Annotated in this window: 18 protein-coding genes and 2 tRNA genes; 6 read left to right on the top strand and 14 right to left on the bottom strand. The window is 57.4% G+C overall.

The features are described 5' to 3' along the window. Nucleotides 1-80: 80 nt before the first annotated feature. Nucleotides 81-275, top strand: coding sequence for a rubredoxin (locus WCE46_RS03795; RefSeq protein WP_424732367.1), 195 nt, complete (start codon nucleotides 81-83; stop codon nucleotides 273-275). A 40-nt stretch (nucleotides 276-315) separates the two neighbouring features. Here the strand turns inward: WCE46_RS03795 and WCE46_RS03790 are convergent, their stop codons facing one another. The 3 genes from WCE46_RS03790 to WCE46_RS03780 all read right to left on the bottom strand — a co-directional run bounded on the left by WCE46_RS03790 (nucleotide 316) and on the right by WCE46_RS03780 (nucleotide 1,237). Beyond that, nucleotides 316-771, bottom strand: coding sequence for a type IV pilin (locus WCE46_RS03790; RefSeq protein ID WP_424732366.1), 456 nt, complete (start codon nucleotides 769-771; stop codon nucleotides 316-318). Between the two features lie 272 nt (nucleotides 772-1,043). After that, nucleotides 1,044-1,116, bottom strand: a tRNA-Asp gene (locus WCE46_RS03785). A 14-nt stretch (nucleotides 1,117-1,130) separates the two neighbouring features. Then, nucleotides 1,131-1,237, bottom strand: a tRNA-Tyr gene (locus tag WCE46_RS03780). 148 nt (nucleotides 1,238-1,385) lie between these two features. On the opposite strand from WCE46_RS03780, the gene WCE46_RS03775 reads away from it, so the two are divergent. Beyond that, nucleotides 1,386-2,903: a 2-isopropylmalate synthase gene (locus WCE46_RS03775; RefSeq protein WP_424732365.1), complete on the top strand. Its 1,518-nt coding sequence runs from the start codon at nucleotides 1,386-1,388 to the stop codon at nucleotides 2,901-2,903. Between the two features lie 130 nt (nucleotides 2,904-3,033). On the opposite strand, the gene WCE46_RS03770 is transcribed toward WCE46_RS03775, so the two are convergent. The 11 genes from WCE46_RS03770 to WCE46_RS03720 all read right to left on the bottom strand — a co-directional run bounded on the left by WCE46_RS03770 (nucleotide 3,034) and on the right by WCE46_RS03720 (nucleotide 9,633). Beyond that, nucleotides 3,034-3,396: a prefoldin subunit beta gene (locus WCE46_RS03770; protein ID WP_424732389.1), complete on the bottom strand. Its 363-nt coding sequence runs from the start codon at nucleotides 3,394-3,396 to the stop codon at nucleotides 3,034-3,036. 123 nt (nucleotides 3,397-3,519) lie between these two features. Further along, nucleotides 3,520-3,759, bottom strand: a complete 240-nt coding sequence (locus WCE46_RS03765; protein ID WP_424732364.1) for a KEOPS complex subunit Pcc1 — start codon at nucleotides 3,757-3,759, stop codon at nucleotides 3,520-3,522. Between the two features lie 77 nt (nucleotides 3,760-3,836). Then, nucleotides 3,837-3,971 (bottom strand): DNA-directed RNA polymerase subunit P, encoded by a 135-nt coding sequence (locus WCE46_RS03760; RefSeq protein WP_012107386.1) that lies wholly within the window; start codon nucleotides 3,969-3,971, stop codon nucleotides 3,837-3,839. 12 nt (nucleotides 3,972-3,983) lie between these two features. Next, on the bottom strand, nucleotides 3,984-4,283 hold the full coding sequence (locus WCE46_RS03755; protein ID WP_424732363.1) for a 50S ribosomal protein L37ae: 300 nt from the start codon (nucleotides 4,281-4,283) through the stop codon (nucleotides 3,984-3,986). Nucleotides 4,284-4,326: 43 nt separating this feature from the next. Beyond that, nucleotides 4,327-5,031 carry a ribosome assembly factor SBDS gene (locus WCE46_RS03750; RefSeq protein WP_424732362.1) on the bottom strand — a complete coding sequence of 235 codons (705 nt, stop codon included), beginning with the start codon at nucleotides 5,029-5,031 and terminating at the stop codon, nucleotides 4,327-4,329. A 6-nt stretch (nucleotides 5,032-5,037) separates the two neighbouring features. Further along, a complete protein-coding gene (psmA, locus tag WCE46_RS03745; RefSeq protein ID WP_292425614.1) occupies nucleotides 5,038-5,760 on the bottom strand; it encodes an archaeal proteasome endopeptidase complex subunit alpha in 723 nt (240 codons plus the stop codon). Beyond that, entirely contained in the window at nucleotides 5,732-6,295 is a 564-nt protein-coding gene (locus tag WCE46_RS03740; protein ID WP_424732361.1) for an Rpp14/Pop5 family protein, read from the bottom strand. Before WCE46_RS03740 ends, psmA begins: the two co-directional genes overlap by 29 nt. Beyond that, nucleotides 6,292-6,936 (bottom strand): RNase P subunit p30 family protein, encoded by a 645-nt coding sequence (locus WCE46_RS03735; protein WP_424732360.1) that lies wholly within the window; start codon nucleotides 6,934-6,936, stop codon nucleotides 6,292-6,294. The genes WCE46_RS03740 and WCE46_RS03735 overlap by 4 nt, the downstream gene beginning before the upstream one ends. A gap of 32 nt (nucleotides 6,937-6,968) precedes the next feature. Then, on the bottom strand, nucleotides 6,969-7,559 hold the full coding sequence (locus WCE46_RS03730) for a 50S ribosomal protein L15e (protein WP_424732359.1): 591 nt from the start codon (nucleotides 7,557-7,559) through the stop codon (nucleotides 6,969-6,971). A 155-nt stretch (nucleotides 7,560-7,714) separates the two neighbouring features. Then, nucleotides 7,715-8,197, bottom strand: coding sequence for a cyclic pyranopterin monophosphate synthase MoaC (gene moaC, locus WCE46_RS03725; protein WP_424732358.1), 483 nt, complete (start codon nucleotides 8,195-8,197; stop codon nucleotides 7,715-7,717). After that, nucleotides 8,197-9,633, bottom strand: coding sequence for an NAD(P)H-hydrate dehydratase (locus WCE46_RS03720; protein WP_424732357.1), 1,437 nt, complete (start codon nucleotides 9,631-9,633; stop codon nucleotides 8,197-8,199). The genes moaC and WCE46_RS03720 overlap by 1 nt, the downstream gene beginning before the upstream one ends. 28 nt (nucleotides 9,634-9,661) lie before the next feature. Here WCE46_RS03720 and WCE46_RS03715 point away from each other — a divergent pair, with 28 nt between their 5' ends. From WCE46_RS03715 to WCE46_RS03700, 4 genes are read left to right on the top strand one after another with little or no spacing between them, the layout of a single operon-like run. Further along, nucleotides 9,662-11,062, top strand: coding sequence for a DHHA1 domain-containing protein (locus WCE46_RS03715; RefSeq protein ID WP_424732356.1), 1,401 nt, complete (start codon nucleotides 9,662-9,664; stop codon nucleotides 11,060-11,062). Further along, complete coding sequence (locus WCE46_RS03710; protein WP_424732355.1) at nucleotides 11,007-11,561, top strand: PUA domain-containing protein; 555 nt, start codon at nucleotides 11,007-11,009, stop codon at nucleotides 11,559-11,561. Before WCE46_RS03715 ends, WCE46_RS03710 begins: the two co-directional genes overlap by 56 nt. Further along, on the top strand, nucleotides 11,485-11,826 hold the full coding sequence (locus WCE46_RS03705) for a nascent polypeptide-associated complex protein (protein WP_424732354.1): 342 nt from the start codon (nucleotides 11,485-11,487) through the stop codon (nucleotides 11,824-11,826). The genes WCE46_RS03710 and WCE46_RS03705 overlap by 77 nt, the downstream gene beginning before the upstream one ends. Beyond that, a complete protein-coding gene (locus WCE46_RS03700) occupies nucleotides 11,823-12,548 on the top strand; it encodes an rRNA adenine N-6-methyltransferase family protein (protein ID WP_424732353.1) in 726 nt (241 codons plus the stop codon). Before WCE46_RS03705 ends, WCE46_RS03700 begins: the two co-directional genes overlap by 4 nt. Nucleotides 12,549-12,812: the final 264 nt, after the last annotated feature.

Here is a 12,812-nt window from a genome sequence, read left to right as displayed (position 1 = left end):
AAGACCACACAGACTGCCCCCACCGGAGATTTCATATCTGACAAGGTAGATGGATAAAAAAGAACTGACGAGGTCGCCAGATGACACAACAGACGGTAAAACTCGCCCGATGGGTATGTCTTGAATGCCACTATATCTACGATCCGGCAAAAGGAGATAAAACGCAGGGGGTTCCCCCGGGAGTCCCGTTTGAGGATCTGCCGGACACGTGGCGCTGCCCGGAATGCAAGGTTCTTAAATGCAAGAAAGGCGTGTTCAAAAGACTTGATGAATAAAACGTTCGGGCCGGCTCATTTTACTTTTTCTTTTCCCGGATTACGCCGTATACGTATGGCGTGAGATGATCTGCTGGGTCACGGCATCGTAAACCTCGAATGTCACAACGTCGCCCGGGTGAAATGTTTTATCGGTAAAATCGATAAAGATGGACTCGCCCGGACCCCATGTGATACCTTGCGATCCAAGACCCCCGAGAGTCTGGACCATATAGTGATGTGTAGGAATGAAGGCATTTCCGTTTAATGTCGGGATCTTACAGTTCAGTTCAATACCATTCCGGTAGGTTTTTGCATAGAGGTTCTTGTTCATATACCCGGAAGTTCCCGTATTCATGACCATCATCCGGCTATCGTAGTTAAGATTATTGTTACCATCGTCATGTCGGATCTTCGTGATCTTGAAAATCGCGGGAACAGATGGGTCATACATATTGGGCAGCTGAACCATCATGAGCAGGACAAGCACTGCAAGAATAAAGGTAACCACGAGCATCAGGATTATGCCGATCGCCGGTGATGAAGCTTCGTGGATTCTGCGATGGAATGACAATGTATTTAGTTTTTTATTGTATGCAATAAATGTAATCGGAAAGAATGCTTGACATCAGGCGCAGCTATTTGAATAACCTTCCAAGGGTCTTCGGGTAGCACAAATACCAGTCCTATCACAGGAATGGACATTTTCTTGAGAAGAGAATATGGATGAATCTGAATTACCGGGCGGGTAACAGGTGCTTTAAGGAAAAATCTTAAAAACCTGATCGACGCCCAGGTCGGAATTCGAATCCGAGTCGATTGCGTGACAGGCAATCATGATAGGCCGCTACACTACCTGGGCACTTTTACAGTATATCCCGCCTCCCGGATTCGGACCGGGGACATCGCGGTAGCCGCGCAGTTGCCTCTATCAGGCAAACCATACTACAGCCGCGCACTCTACCAGGCTGAGTTAAGGCGGGGCACTCTGCCTAATAATGTAGGGATAGTTTCCTATTAAACATATCGTAAGATCGCCGGAATTTATGGGGTAAAAACGGCGAAAACCGGGCGGGGCAGGGTTTCTTTAAATAATCCGGGGGCCATGATTAAGTATGGCTCGCAAGGATTTTGCGGGGGATCGTTTTCTTCACCGATAGCCGTGCGAAGAACAACGTGACCGTTTTTGATACGACACTCCGTGACGGGGAACAAACCCCGGGGATTGCCTTCACATTTGAACAGAAAATTGAGATTGCCCGTCAGCTCTCAGGCATCGGCGTCCATACGATCGAGGCAGGATTCCCTGCATCGTCAGCGGCCGAGAAAGAGACAGTCGCCGCGATAAAAAAACTCGATCTTGAAGCGAATGTCTGCGGACTCGCCCGCTCGGTTAAAGCCGATGTCGATGCCTGCATCGACTGCGATGTCGACATGATCCACGTGTTCATCCCGACATCGGACATCCAGCGGGAGAACACCATCAACAAGAGCCGGGAGCAGGTGCTCGCGATCACAAGCGAGATCATCCGGTACATCCGGGGGCATGTGGATACGTGCATGTTCTCACCGATGGACGCGACGCGGACGGACGCCGACTACCTTGTCGAGGTCTGCCGTACCGCAGCTGCGGCCGGGGCGACGATCATCAACATCCCGGACACCGTTGGGGTCATCTCCCCGTCAGGCATGAAGATGCTCATGGGCCGGCTCGCCCGCGAGGTCAACTGCCCGCTCGACGTCCACTGCCACAACGACTTCGGCCTCGCGGTCGCAAACACGATCGCCGCCGTTGAAGCCGGTGCCTCGCAGGTGCAGGTGACGGTGAACGGCCTTGGGGAGCGGGCCGGCAATGCCGACCTTGCCCAGACAGTAATGATTATGGAGGCGATCTACGGTATCCATACCGGGATCACAAAAGAACGCCTCGTCGAGACCTCGCGCCTTGTCTCCCGTTTCTCCGGGCTTGGCATCCCGCCCACCCAGCCGGTGGTCGGGGAGAACGTCTTCTCGCACGAGAGCGGCATCCACACGCAGGGCGTGCTCAAGTGCTCCGCGACATTCGAACCCGGCATCATGACCCCGGAGATGGTCGGGCACCGGCGCCGGCTCACGCTCGGCAAACATGTGGGCAGGCACGCCGTGCGCCAGATGCTGGTTGATGCCCACATTGAACCTGATGATGCACAGCTCGACACGATTGTCGAGCGCGTAAAAGTGATCGCGAACAAGGGGAAACGAGTGACCGACGCCGACCTCTACGAGATCGCCGAGAGTATCATGGGCATCGAGATCGGGAAAAAGGTGCTCCAGCTCGACGATATCGCGATCATGACCGGCAATCACGTGATCCCGACGGCAAGCGTGCGGGCGCAGGTCAACGGCACCGAGCATGTCTTCTCGAGTGTCGGGAACGGTCCCGTGGATGCGGCGCTCAACGCGATCATCGGGATCCTGCCGGTAAGGATCCGGCTTACCGAGTTCAACATCGAGGCGATCAGCGGGGGCTCGGACGCGATGTGCCACGTGACGATTGCCGTCGAGGACGAACTCGGGCACATCTATGATGCAAGCGGGAGCGGCGACGATATCGTGCTCGCCTCAGTTGATGCGCTCGTGAACGCGATCAACCTCACGAGCAGGGACTAAAACCCCTCGTCATTTTTTAAATTTTCATGGATGGGAACTGCCGGATCGGCAGATTCCCATCTGGCACGGTTCCAGCAGGTACCGCATCAGGTACTATCCCAAAAAGGGTTTCAAACGTTTAAAAAAAAAGTTATGCAGCATTCGGGGCGCTCTTGCCCTCGAGTGCTGCCTTAATCTGGCTCTGGAGCTGCTCGAACTTGCCCTGAAGCATCTTTTCCTGTTTCTCCAACGATTTGATCCGGAGTTCGAGGGTTTCCACCTTTTCGGTGAGTTTTGTGGTGACATATTCCTTCTTTTTCTGCACCATGACCGTCCCGATGCTCATGTACATGGGGGTTTCGTCGCCAGCGTCGGTGACCTCTTCCTGTGCACGCTTGGCCTCGCGTACTGCCATTTCGTACTGGGTTTTCTGTGAAAGGATCGTCTGGAGCTGCTGCTGCACCTGCTGGAGCATCGCAAACTGGTTCTGGACTTTTGGGGGAATGTTCTGCATAATCGTATCTTCCGTATCAAGTTTCATTTCCCAGCGATAAAAATGATTCCGCACGTATCGATGGAGAGGTAATATCCAAAAACTTCCTGTTCAGGACGAAAACTGCACAAATAACAGAGATTTTCAGGTGAACTGCTGCATCTCGTCGGCAACACTTACGAGGCGCAGGAACATATTGAGCGCCGCACGCAACGCCGCGAGATCCTGTGCCTCAACATGCAGGACCAGCGTATCCGTCCCTTCGACCCAAGCCTGCGTCGCGGACCGGGGGTTCACATCCTCCTGCAACTCCGGAAGAAGCGACCGGTAGATCTGATCGGCGTGATCGGTCGTAAACCGGAACATGGCTTCATGGTGCGGCACAGGAGTACCTCGTAAGTATATTGGAAAAACTAGGATAAAAAAGGGAACTGCCGGTTCTTCCGGCACCGGTTTTCCGGTTACCTGGCTTTCAGCTCTTTTATTGCTGCGCCGCGTTCCTTGAACAGGATGCGGTGGCCGCAGTAGGGACAACGGACGTTGACGTCGATCTCCACTTTCTGTTTGCACCGTGCGCACTTGTAGGTACTTGCCATTCTTAATTCCAGTTACTGGGTCTTTTCTTCAACGACACTCGTGCGGTCGATGGCACGGAGGGCAACACGGAGTGACGGGGTCTCGGGCTGGTATGCGCCGCCGGCGAACTTGAACCCGCACTTCCGGCATTCCCAGATACCGGTGCCTCTGCGCTGCACCGACATCGTATCGCACTTCGGGCACCGGTGATCTGCCCGGGAGATCTTTTCCATCTCTGCGACTCGCTTGCGCACGAATCTTCCGTATCTGCAGCCAAAACGCCCTGCACTACCGGTTACTTTTCCTTTTGCTGATTTTTCAGAGCTTGCCATGATGAGTATCCACCGAATTGACTTTCTATATTTGTCCTCGTAATTAATATACTTGATTGAGGATCTTTACCTGTCCTTCGCCTTTGCTGATCTTGTTTATCAGATCGTAAAATTCGCTCTGGATGCCGGCCGGGATCCGCACGACGCAGACCCATGACCCGTCTTTCTGCCACTCGTCCTTCTCCATGGTGCACGCCGCCGCAATATCCCCGTATGCGCGGGCAGCGTTTTCGGGGGGGATCCGTATTGCAAGACGAAGTTCCTCGAACCGGATGGGCAGGATCGGACGCAGCGCCTTGACGGTCTCTTTGACCAGCTCGTCCAGGTGCTTGAACGGATCGATATTGACCCGGGCCTCTTCCATCGCTCTCTCGATACGGGCGGGGGGATGCGGGTGGCCTGTCTGGGGGTTGATCGAATTCCGGGCTATAAAGGTGACGACCTGCCGGCGTTTTTCCTCGGTCATCTCCCGACGCTGATCGGCAGTCAGGTGAATCTCGCCTTTTTCGATGATCTTCTTTGCCACCGTTGCAAAGTCCGTGGTATGGAAGACCTTTTCAAGCGATTCATCGGATGCCCGGGTTCCCCTTGAAGAATTCCCGAATATGTCGAGGGCCGCAACGACGTCCTCGATGTTAATGTTCTCGCCCTGCCGTACGCGGGCTGCAAGGTGGGGTTCGACCAAGATTTCGAACCGTTCCCCGAAACTTTCCAGACGGGCTACCACCGCGTTCTCAAGAGAGATCATACCGGATCACTGTTTGAACTGTTCGACGTACGATGCGACTTCTTCTTTTGTCATCTTCTTGAAGGCTGCATCGCTCTTTTCAACGATGCCAATCTCGACAGTGTCGACATCGAACTTGCCTTCGGTTGCCGAGTGCAGGGCCTTGAGGCCGAGGAGGATCGCATCCTTTATCGAGAGGCTTGCAGTGTATTCCTCCTCGAATATCTTCATTGCCGCCGGCCTGCCGATGCCGATGCCGGTCGCCTTGTACTCAAGGAGGGTACCGGACGGGTCGGTCTCAAAGAGCCGGCATTCGCCGTCGCTGACTCCCGCAATCAGGAGCGCAGTACCGTACGGGCGGATGCCGCCGTACTGGGTGAGGGTCTGCATATGGTCGCAGAGTTTCTTTGCCAGTGCCTCGACCTCGATCTTCTCATCGTAGGAGACCCGGTTGATCTGGCATTCGACCCGTGCCCGGTCCACAAGCGCCCGTGCATCGCCGACAAGGCCGGATGACGCGACCCCGATGTGGTCATCGATCCTGAAAATCTTCTCGATTGATGCTGCTTCAAGCAGCTTGGAACTGATGCGTTTGTCGACGATAAGGACAATCCCGTCCTGTGCCTTGATACCGACCGCCGTGGTACCGCGCTTTACTGCTTCCCGGGCGTATTCCACCTGGTACAGCCTGCCGTCAGGCGAAAAAACGGTGATCGCCCGGTCATAGCCCATCTGATATTGTGGTTGCATGTAGTGTCTCCAGATCTTCAGTTGTTAAAAACAATCGGCGTGTATTTTTAAATCCCTTTTCTATCACATCAACCTTATGACCGTTCCCTGTGACAACGTCGACTGGTGAGGACCCAAAAAGGTACCCGCAGGGGATTGTGCCTGCCGTTTCCTGCTCTGCCGGAAGAATGTCCTGCCCGGGAAGAACAGGTGCCTTTGGAACGATGGTCGCGATCCGCTCCCGCAGGCTCTCGAGGGTGCCTGAGACGGCGAGCACCCGGAGGGCAACGGTGCAGTCCCGGCAGAGAGAAAGCGTCGAAAGTGCAATGGCAAATTCTCGTTCAGCACCCCTGCGGCAACGCAGGAGCACGTACCCCTTCTCCACCGCGAGCACCGAAGGCTGCATGGCAGCCGCGGCCACATCTCCGAAGAGCGAGACTACTGCTTCGTAGGTCGCGTAATAGAGATCCTTTGCCTCCAGGATTGTTCCTGCCGGGTCGATGCGGGCGAGGAGATAGCGCCGTTTTTCCCGGAGCGTTGGCGGGCGGATGCTCATTTGATCACCTTCACGATACTCTCGCCCGGATCGGTCACCCGGCTGACTCCTGCAAGCGCTGCCTGCACATCGGACTCATCCATCCCGAACAGCGAGCAGAGCCCGGTGACTTCACGCACGGCCCGCATGCCGAGGACCGACCGCGCCGACGAGGAGATGGTGAGCGGGAACTCAAACCGGCGGTACAGGATCATCAGGTCGAGATAGCGATGAATTGCTTTCTGCCGAAGGTGCCCCCGCCCGAAGATAAGCACCGACAGGTCGATGTCAAGGGCGGTGTTATTGTCCGCGGCGATCTTTGCTGCCACATGATCGAACGCACGCTTGTCAGCGGCATGGATGCCCCGCAGGATGTGGACGCCATTTGTCCCGGCTACCGCACGGTTAAAGCCGTTGTCCCCGATCTGGACTGCCACGACCGCACCGGTGCCCCTGCTTTTTTTTGCCCGGCTCTGGACGTCCTTTGCCGGAATGCCGGCAAGGAAGATTCCGGGGAAAACGGTGATACCACAGACTTCGGCAGCCGGCGTGTCCGCTGCAACAATACTGTCATACCCGAACGAGCGGGCTTCGAGCGCACACCTTCGGACCGATGAGTCACCGACAGGAAACGGATAAACACAGGCATCGGTGATCTTCATGAAGATACCCTTAGCGGGAAAAAAGGATAAGATTATTTGCCCTGGTTGGCATTGGAGCGGATGCTCGGGCGGGTCTTCTCGGTACCCCTTCCCTTGGTTCTCATGCCGCGACCTTTACGTCCCGCAGAGGTCTTGCCGCGCTCGGCCCGGCCACGGTGGGTCGGGTTTGCGAGCCATGCAAGGTTCTTGTCTGCCCGGATCGAGGGGTGGTGGCCGTCAACGAGAATAACCTCGTAATATTTCAGCTTCCCGTCCTGACCGACCCAGTAGGAGTTGAGGACTTCCATGTTCGGGTACCGGCGGGATGCGCGTTCCTCGGCGATCCGCTGGATGCTCTTTCCCGGCGTACTCTTGTTCTTGCCCATGCGTGCGGACCGGCGTGCGCGGGTAAACCGGGCTACACGGCGGCCACCGCGGCGGACCTGGACGCGGACAACCGCGATGCCCTGCTTTGCCTTGTACCCGAGCGAGCGGGCGCGGTCAATACGGGTCGGGTGCTCAAGACGGGTAACGCTGCCCTCGCGGCGCCACTCCTGCATTCGGTCCCAGAGCATTGCTTTTACTTCGGACTTGTCAGGTCTTGCCCATGCGTCCCTGACATACGCATACATCGATTTTACCATGTGTTATAACACCTCAAGGTTCGGCCCGTGATGGGCTACATTCCTTTTCTAACGGGATGAATCCCGCATTCTTATAAAATGGATCCGGGGTGCTATTAAAGTACTCGGGCGCTCCACGAATAAATGCAGATAGAAGGGGTATGATCTGCAACCTGTCACGCGGCAGCCGGGGTCGTCCCTTTGCGCTTTTCCACGACACGTATACCCTCGATCCTTGTAACGGGATACTGGCCGTGTTCGTCCTTTTCCGCGGATTTGACCATGTCCCAGATAGTAAGAAGCGCAACTGAAACACCGGTCAGGGCCTCCATCTCGACCCCAGTCTTGCCGGTGGACTTCGTCGTCACAATCGCCTCTATGTACCCGTTGCCTTCGGTAAAATCAACAGTGATGGCACCGAGCAGGATCGTGTGGCACATCGGGATGATGCGGGGCGTTTCCTTGACTGCAAGCGTGGCAGCCACCCGTGCAGTGGCAAGCACGTTTCCTTTGACCGCGGTACCCTCGCGGATTGCCACAAGGGTTGCCGACCGCAGGTATATCCTCCCGGTTGCCACCGCTTCGCGCACGACATCTGACTTCGCGCTGATATCCACCATCTGTGCCCTGCCATCGGAAATATGGGTAAACTCGACCATTACTTCTGCCTCCTGAACAATTCTTCGGGGATCCGGTTGATAAGATCTGATGCAAGCATCCCCTCGCCGCGCTCATCTGCCACGCGCTCCCCTGCGCTCCCGACCCCGTACGCGGCGATGCAGGCAGCCTCGAATGCGGGCAGGTGGCAGAGGAGTGCTCCCGTTACCCCGGCCAGCACGTCCCCGGTCCCGCCCACGCTCATCGCCGGGTCGCCGGTCCGGTTGAACCTGACCCGGCGGCCGTCCGTGACGACATCCACAGGCCCCTTGAGGAGGATGGTGCCGCCGAGTTTCGCCGCCGCAGCCTTAGCCTCCCGCGCCCGCCCGCAGGCATCGCCTGCATCCCCCGACAGCCGGACGCCGGAGATACGGGTAAATTCCCCTGCATGGGGAGTATACACGGTCTCGCCGCAGGCTTTCGGGAGTGGGAGCCGGAGGGCATCGGCATCGAAGACCGCTTTTTTGCAGTGCGGGGCGACCGCGAGGACGACCTCGTGACTTTCAGTACCAAGCCCATTCCCGCAGACAACCACGTCCGCACGCTCAGCGAGCGCGATGAGCCGTTCCGTGTGCTCACCACCGATCCGGTCTCCCGATAACCGTTCGTAGATGAGGTCCGGCACCGGCTCAAAGACCGGTGACGCGATCCTGACGATATCGGACCCGGCCCGGAGCGCCCCGAGACCGGCGAGGTACGGTGCGCCCTGGTACGGCCCGCCACCGATCACGAGCACCTCGCCCCCGGCCCCCTTGTGACTCGTCTTCTTCCGCACCGGGATTAGGGTCAGGTCTCCCGGCCCGGTGCATATCTCCGCTTCAAAGGGGATGCCGATATCCGCGACCTCCGACCCTGCCACCTTGGGCCGGTGGAACGCGCAGATCCGGTCGGCCCGCATGCCGGGTGAAGGAAGATCTGCCGCAACGATCTTTGCCCTCGACCCGTTAGCCATTGCAATGCAGGTCGCAAGGGGTTCCATTGGCATCCCGGCAGTTCCGGTCCCGAGCAGGGCATCAACGATCACGTCGGCCTTCGAAAACAGGGAAGAGAGTGCGCGGAGATCATCGGTGGACACAAACGGGCGGAGCGTCACACGGCAGCCATTAAGCGCTGCAAGCTGGTGGGCACAGGAAGGGCTGCGCGTTCCTGAATCCAGATAACAGACTGCCGTATCTACACCATGCTGAAGGTACCGGGCCGCCGCCATCCCGTCTCCCCCGTTGTTGCCCCGGCCGCAGATGATGAGTACCGTGTCCGGGCGGAGCGCGAGTACGGATGCCGCAAGGGCCGTTCCCGCGCTCTCCATCAACTGGAGGCCGGTAACACCAAGCGCCTGCGCGTTTGCATCCACCGCACGCATCCGCTCATGCGTGATAATCCCCTCTTCAAGGAACTCTTCAGCACAAACGGTCAGGTCGGGCATTATGACACACTTCATCAATTAAGAACTTCATAAATAATAGACAATGGGTTTCTCTGATGATGTGAAGGCCGCCGCCGAGCAGATCACGGCTACGCACGAGATAACCATCATCTCCCACATCGACGCCGATGGGATCTCCAGTGAAGCGATCCTCTCTCAGGCGATTGCCCGTCACGGGATCACCGTCAGCTCCGTTTTTGTCCGGCAGCTCGAACCGCTCACCATGCCCCAAGTGCCCGATGATGCATCGTTCAAGATCTTCACCGATCTTGGCGCCGGCCAGCAGAACCTCTTACATGAGCGGGGCCTCACAGAAAAAAATGTGCTGATTGTCGACCACCACGTCAGCCAGCCGGGCGATGTCCCGTACCCGCAGGTCAACTGCCTCCCGTACGGGTACACGAAGATGAGTGCAGCCGGCGTCGCGTATCTCATCGCAAAGCAGATGGACGGGGCAAATATCGACCTCGCGAAACTCGCGGTGATAGGAAACGTCGGGGATATGATGGCCCGGGAGACCCGCGGGCTTGTCGGTCCGGCCCGCGAGCTGATCGTGGAGGATGGCGTCCGGCACCGATCGGTCAAGGTCTGCAAAAAAGACCTCAACTGCTATGGCACCGCGACCCGGCCGGTCTACCTCTCACTCGCGTACAACGATGACCCGTTTATCAGAGGGATCAGCAACAACCCCGAGGGCGCAAAACAGTTCTTAAAGAAACTCGGGATCGTGCAGCAGACCCCGGACGGGCGCTGGTATGTCTGGGAAGAACTGGGGGACGATGACCGGCGGACGATCACATCTGCACTCGCTGAGCAGCTGATCGCAAACGGCGAGAGTATCGAACGTCTTCTCGCGGAGACCTACCGGTTTCCGGACGAGATCCCAAGGACGCCTCTCCGGAACGCACAGGAATATGCGACGGTCCTCAACGCCTGCGGCCGGTGGACAAAACCCGGCATCGGGAGCGCGATCCTACGGGGGGACCGTGGCCAAGCCTACCGCGAGGCGGAGCACATGCTCGGCAACCACCGGGCGATCATAAGAAACCTGCTCCAGTACATCATCGAGACCGGGGTCACCGAACTGGAGAACGTCCAGTACCTCAGTGTCGGGAACAGGTTCCCGGACACGATCGTCGGGATCGGGGCGGGCATGGCGCTTTCGAAGTTAAACACCCGGAAACCCATTTTGATCATGTGCGAGGTGCCCGAGGACAAGAACCTCACCAAGGTCTCGATGCGCACAACCGAGAGGGTCATCGAAAAGGGCATCGATCTCCAGAAAGCGATCAGCGATGCCTCGGCAGAGTACGGTGGCGGGGGCGGAGGACACAAGATCGCTGCCGGAGCGTTTATCCCCAAGTCCGCTGAACAGGAGTTTGTCAACCGTGTCAACAGAATACTCGGAGAACAGTTCGCTTCGCAGGGTGCAGGCGATCGCTGATTACCAGTTCGGGAACCTCGCAGGTACCGGGCTCTTTCCCGAAGGCTGCGAGTTTTTGTTCTCGACGACGGGACGTATCCGCCAGATCCTGTATGGGGGCGTGCGGCTTGCGACGGTCCGGGCGTCGGATGGCAGGCTCACGCTTGGGATCGAAGGGGCACGCCGGCTCCACGCGCTCCTCCCGGTGCCGGGCTACCGGGTTATTATCCGTGACGACGTCGCGGAGTTTGTGGCACAGGGAAAGAACGCGTTTGCAAAGCATGTGGTCGCGGCAGACCCGCAGATCCGCGCGGGAGACGACGTGCTGGTGGTCGCGGGCGAAGATCGGCTCATTGCCTGCGGCGCTGCGCTCCTTTCAGGCGCGGAGATGCTTGCATTTAATTATGGTGTAGCGGTAAGAGTACGGCAGGGGAGTGAGAAGAATGCTTCCGGGAAACATCAATCCGCGCCAGATGAAGGCGATGATGAAGAAGCTCGGCATGCAGGTCGAGCCAATTGAAGACGTCCAGAGTATCGTGATAAAAACACCGAAAGGCAACTGGGTGTTCGGGCCGTCGGAAGTGACTGAGATGACCATGCAGGGGGTCACGACCTACCAGATCACGGGTAAACCGCACTTTGAAGAGGCTGTCCTCGAGATCCCCGCTGAAGATATCGCGATGGTCGCCGAACAGGCGCAGGTACCGGCCGAGAAGGCAAAGGAAGCACTTGTCACGACAAAAGGCGATATTGCCGAAGCGATCATGAAACTCTCTTCGCCATGATCGAGGCAGGGGACCGCGTCCTGTTAGTCGGCGAGGGAAGGGAATTTTTTGTACGGGCAGGCCAGGGCACCCTCTCGACCGACAAGGGCCAGCTGGATCTTGGGCCGATTGTCGGTGCAGCGGCCGGTGATGTGTTTACTACGCACACCGGGGCCCGGTTCGTGCTCCGCGTCCCCCGGCCCACGGACTTTTTCGTGCACGGCAAGCGCTCGGGCGCCCCGATGCTCCCCAAAGATATCGGCCTTGTGATCGCGTACACCGGTATGAACCGGAACGATGAGGTGCTTGATGCAGGGACCGGCAGCGGGATCGCGGCGATCTATTTTGGCGGGATCGCGGCGCATGTGAAGACCTACGAGGTCAGGCCGGACTTCTCCGCGCTGGCACAAAAGAATATCAAAGAAGCAAAACTCGACAATATCGAAGCGGTTGCAGCCGATGTCCTTACCGCGGATGGTATCTATGACGTGATCCATCTCGATCTGCAGATCGAAACCGGGCACGTGGCATTCGCGTACGACCACCTCCGGGCCGGAGGATACATGGCCTGTTATACGCCGTTTTTAGAGCAGATGGCAATCGTAGTCGATGCCGCACAGGAACGATTTCCCGAAGTCCACACCCACGAGTTAATCGAGCGGGAGATGACCCGGTCGAAGCGGGGGACAAGGCCCTCGACGAGCGTGAGCCATTCGGGATATATCACGATCGCCAGAAAATAACAAGCGATTCTATTTTCTGACCTCATGTTCCCATGCGAAAATTTTCACCCTATTTTTTCCAACTTCCCGCGCTTTATACCATGCCCGGGTCAAGCATTGGATCAGCAAAAGAAAGAGGAAGTATCATGACCACACCCTGCATCACAAGCCCCGGACAAGGACACGAACCGGAACCAATGAAGATCCCCCTCGCGGTTCACCTGGCAGGTATCCTGCTCCTCGTCGCCGTCACTGCCACCACCGGGCCGCTCGCCGCGTTCTTTG

Source organism: Methanoregula sp. (genome assembly GCF_049690535.1).
In the GTDB taxonomy this organism is placed as follows: domain Archaea; phylum Halobacteriota; class Methanomicrobia; order Methanomicrobiales; family Methanospirillaceae; genus Methanoregula.
The sequence above is the reverse complement of the archived record's forward strand: the minus strand, read 5'-3'. Positions and strand labels throughout refer to the sequence as shown.

Bases quoted from the DNA above. Each gene is read 5' to 3' on its own strand.
- WCE46_RS03740 (WP_424732361.1), bottom strand. From the start codon at position 6,295: ATGAGCATCCGCCCGCCAACGCTCCGGGAAAAACGGCGCTATCTCCTC.
- WCE46_RS03730 (WP_424732359.1), bottom strand. From the start codon at position 7,559: ATGGTAAAATCGATGTATGCGTATGTCAGGGACGCATGGGCAAGACCT.
- WCE46_RS03700 (WP_424732353.1), top strand. From the start codon at position 11,823: ATGATCGAGGCAGGGGACCGCGTCCTGTTAGTCGGCGAGGGAAGGGAA.
- WCE46_RS03720 (WP_424732357.1), bottom strand. From the start codon at position 9,633: ATGAAGTGTGTCATAATGCCCGACCTGACCGTTTGTGCTGAAGAGTTC.
- WCE46_RS03760 (WP_012107386.1), bottom strand. From the start codon at position 3,971: ATGGCAAGTACCTACAAGTGCGCACGGTGCAAACAGAAAGTGGAGATC.
- WCE46_RS03790 (WP_424732366.1), bottom strand. From the start codon at position 771: ATGCTCGTGGTTACCTTTATTCTTGCAGTGCTTGTCCTGCTCATGATG.
- WCE46_RS03795 (WP_424732367.1), top strand. From the start codon at position 81: ATGACACAACAGACGGTAAAACTCGCCCGATGGGTATGTCTTGAATGC.
- WCE46_RS03715 (WP_424732356.1), top strand. From the start codon at position 9,662: ATGGGTTTCTCTGATGATGTGAAGGCCGCCGCCGAGCAGATCACGGCT.
- WCE46_RS03750 (WP_424732362.1), bottom strand. From the start codon at position 5,031: ATGATCTCTCTTGAGAACGCGGTGGTAGCCCGTCTGGAAAGTTTCGGG.
- psmA (WP_292425614.1), bottom strand. From the start codon at position 5,760: ATGCAACCACAATATCAGATGGGCTATGACCGGGCGATCACCGTTTTT.
- moaC (WP_424732358.1), bottom strand. From the start codon at position 8,197: ATGGTCGAGTTTACCCATATTTCCGATGGCAGGGCACAGATGGTGGAT.
- WCE46_RS03735 (WP_424732360.1), bottom strand. From the start codon at position 6,936: ATGAAGATCACCGATGCCTGTGTTTATCCGTTTCCTGTCGGTGACTCA.
- WCE46_RS03770 (WP_424732389.1), bottom strand. From the start codon at position 3,396: ATGCAGAACATTCCCCCAAAAGTCCAGAACCAGTTTGCGATGCTCCAG.
- WCE46_RS03755 (WP_424732363.1), bottom strand. From the start codon at position 4,283: ATGGCAAGCTCTGAAAAATCAGCAAAAGGAAAAGTAACCGGTAGTGCA.
- WCE46_RS03705 (WP_424732354.1), top strand. From the start codon at position 11,485: ATGCTTCCGGGAAACATCAATCCGCGCCAGATGAAGGCGATGATGAAG.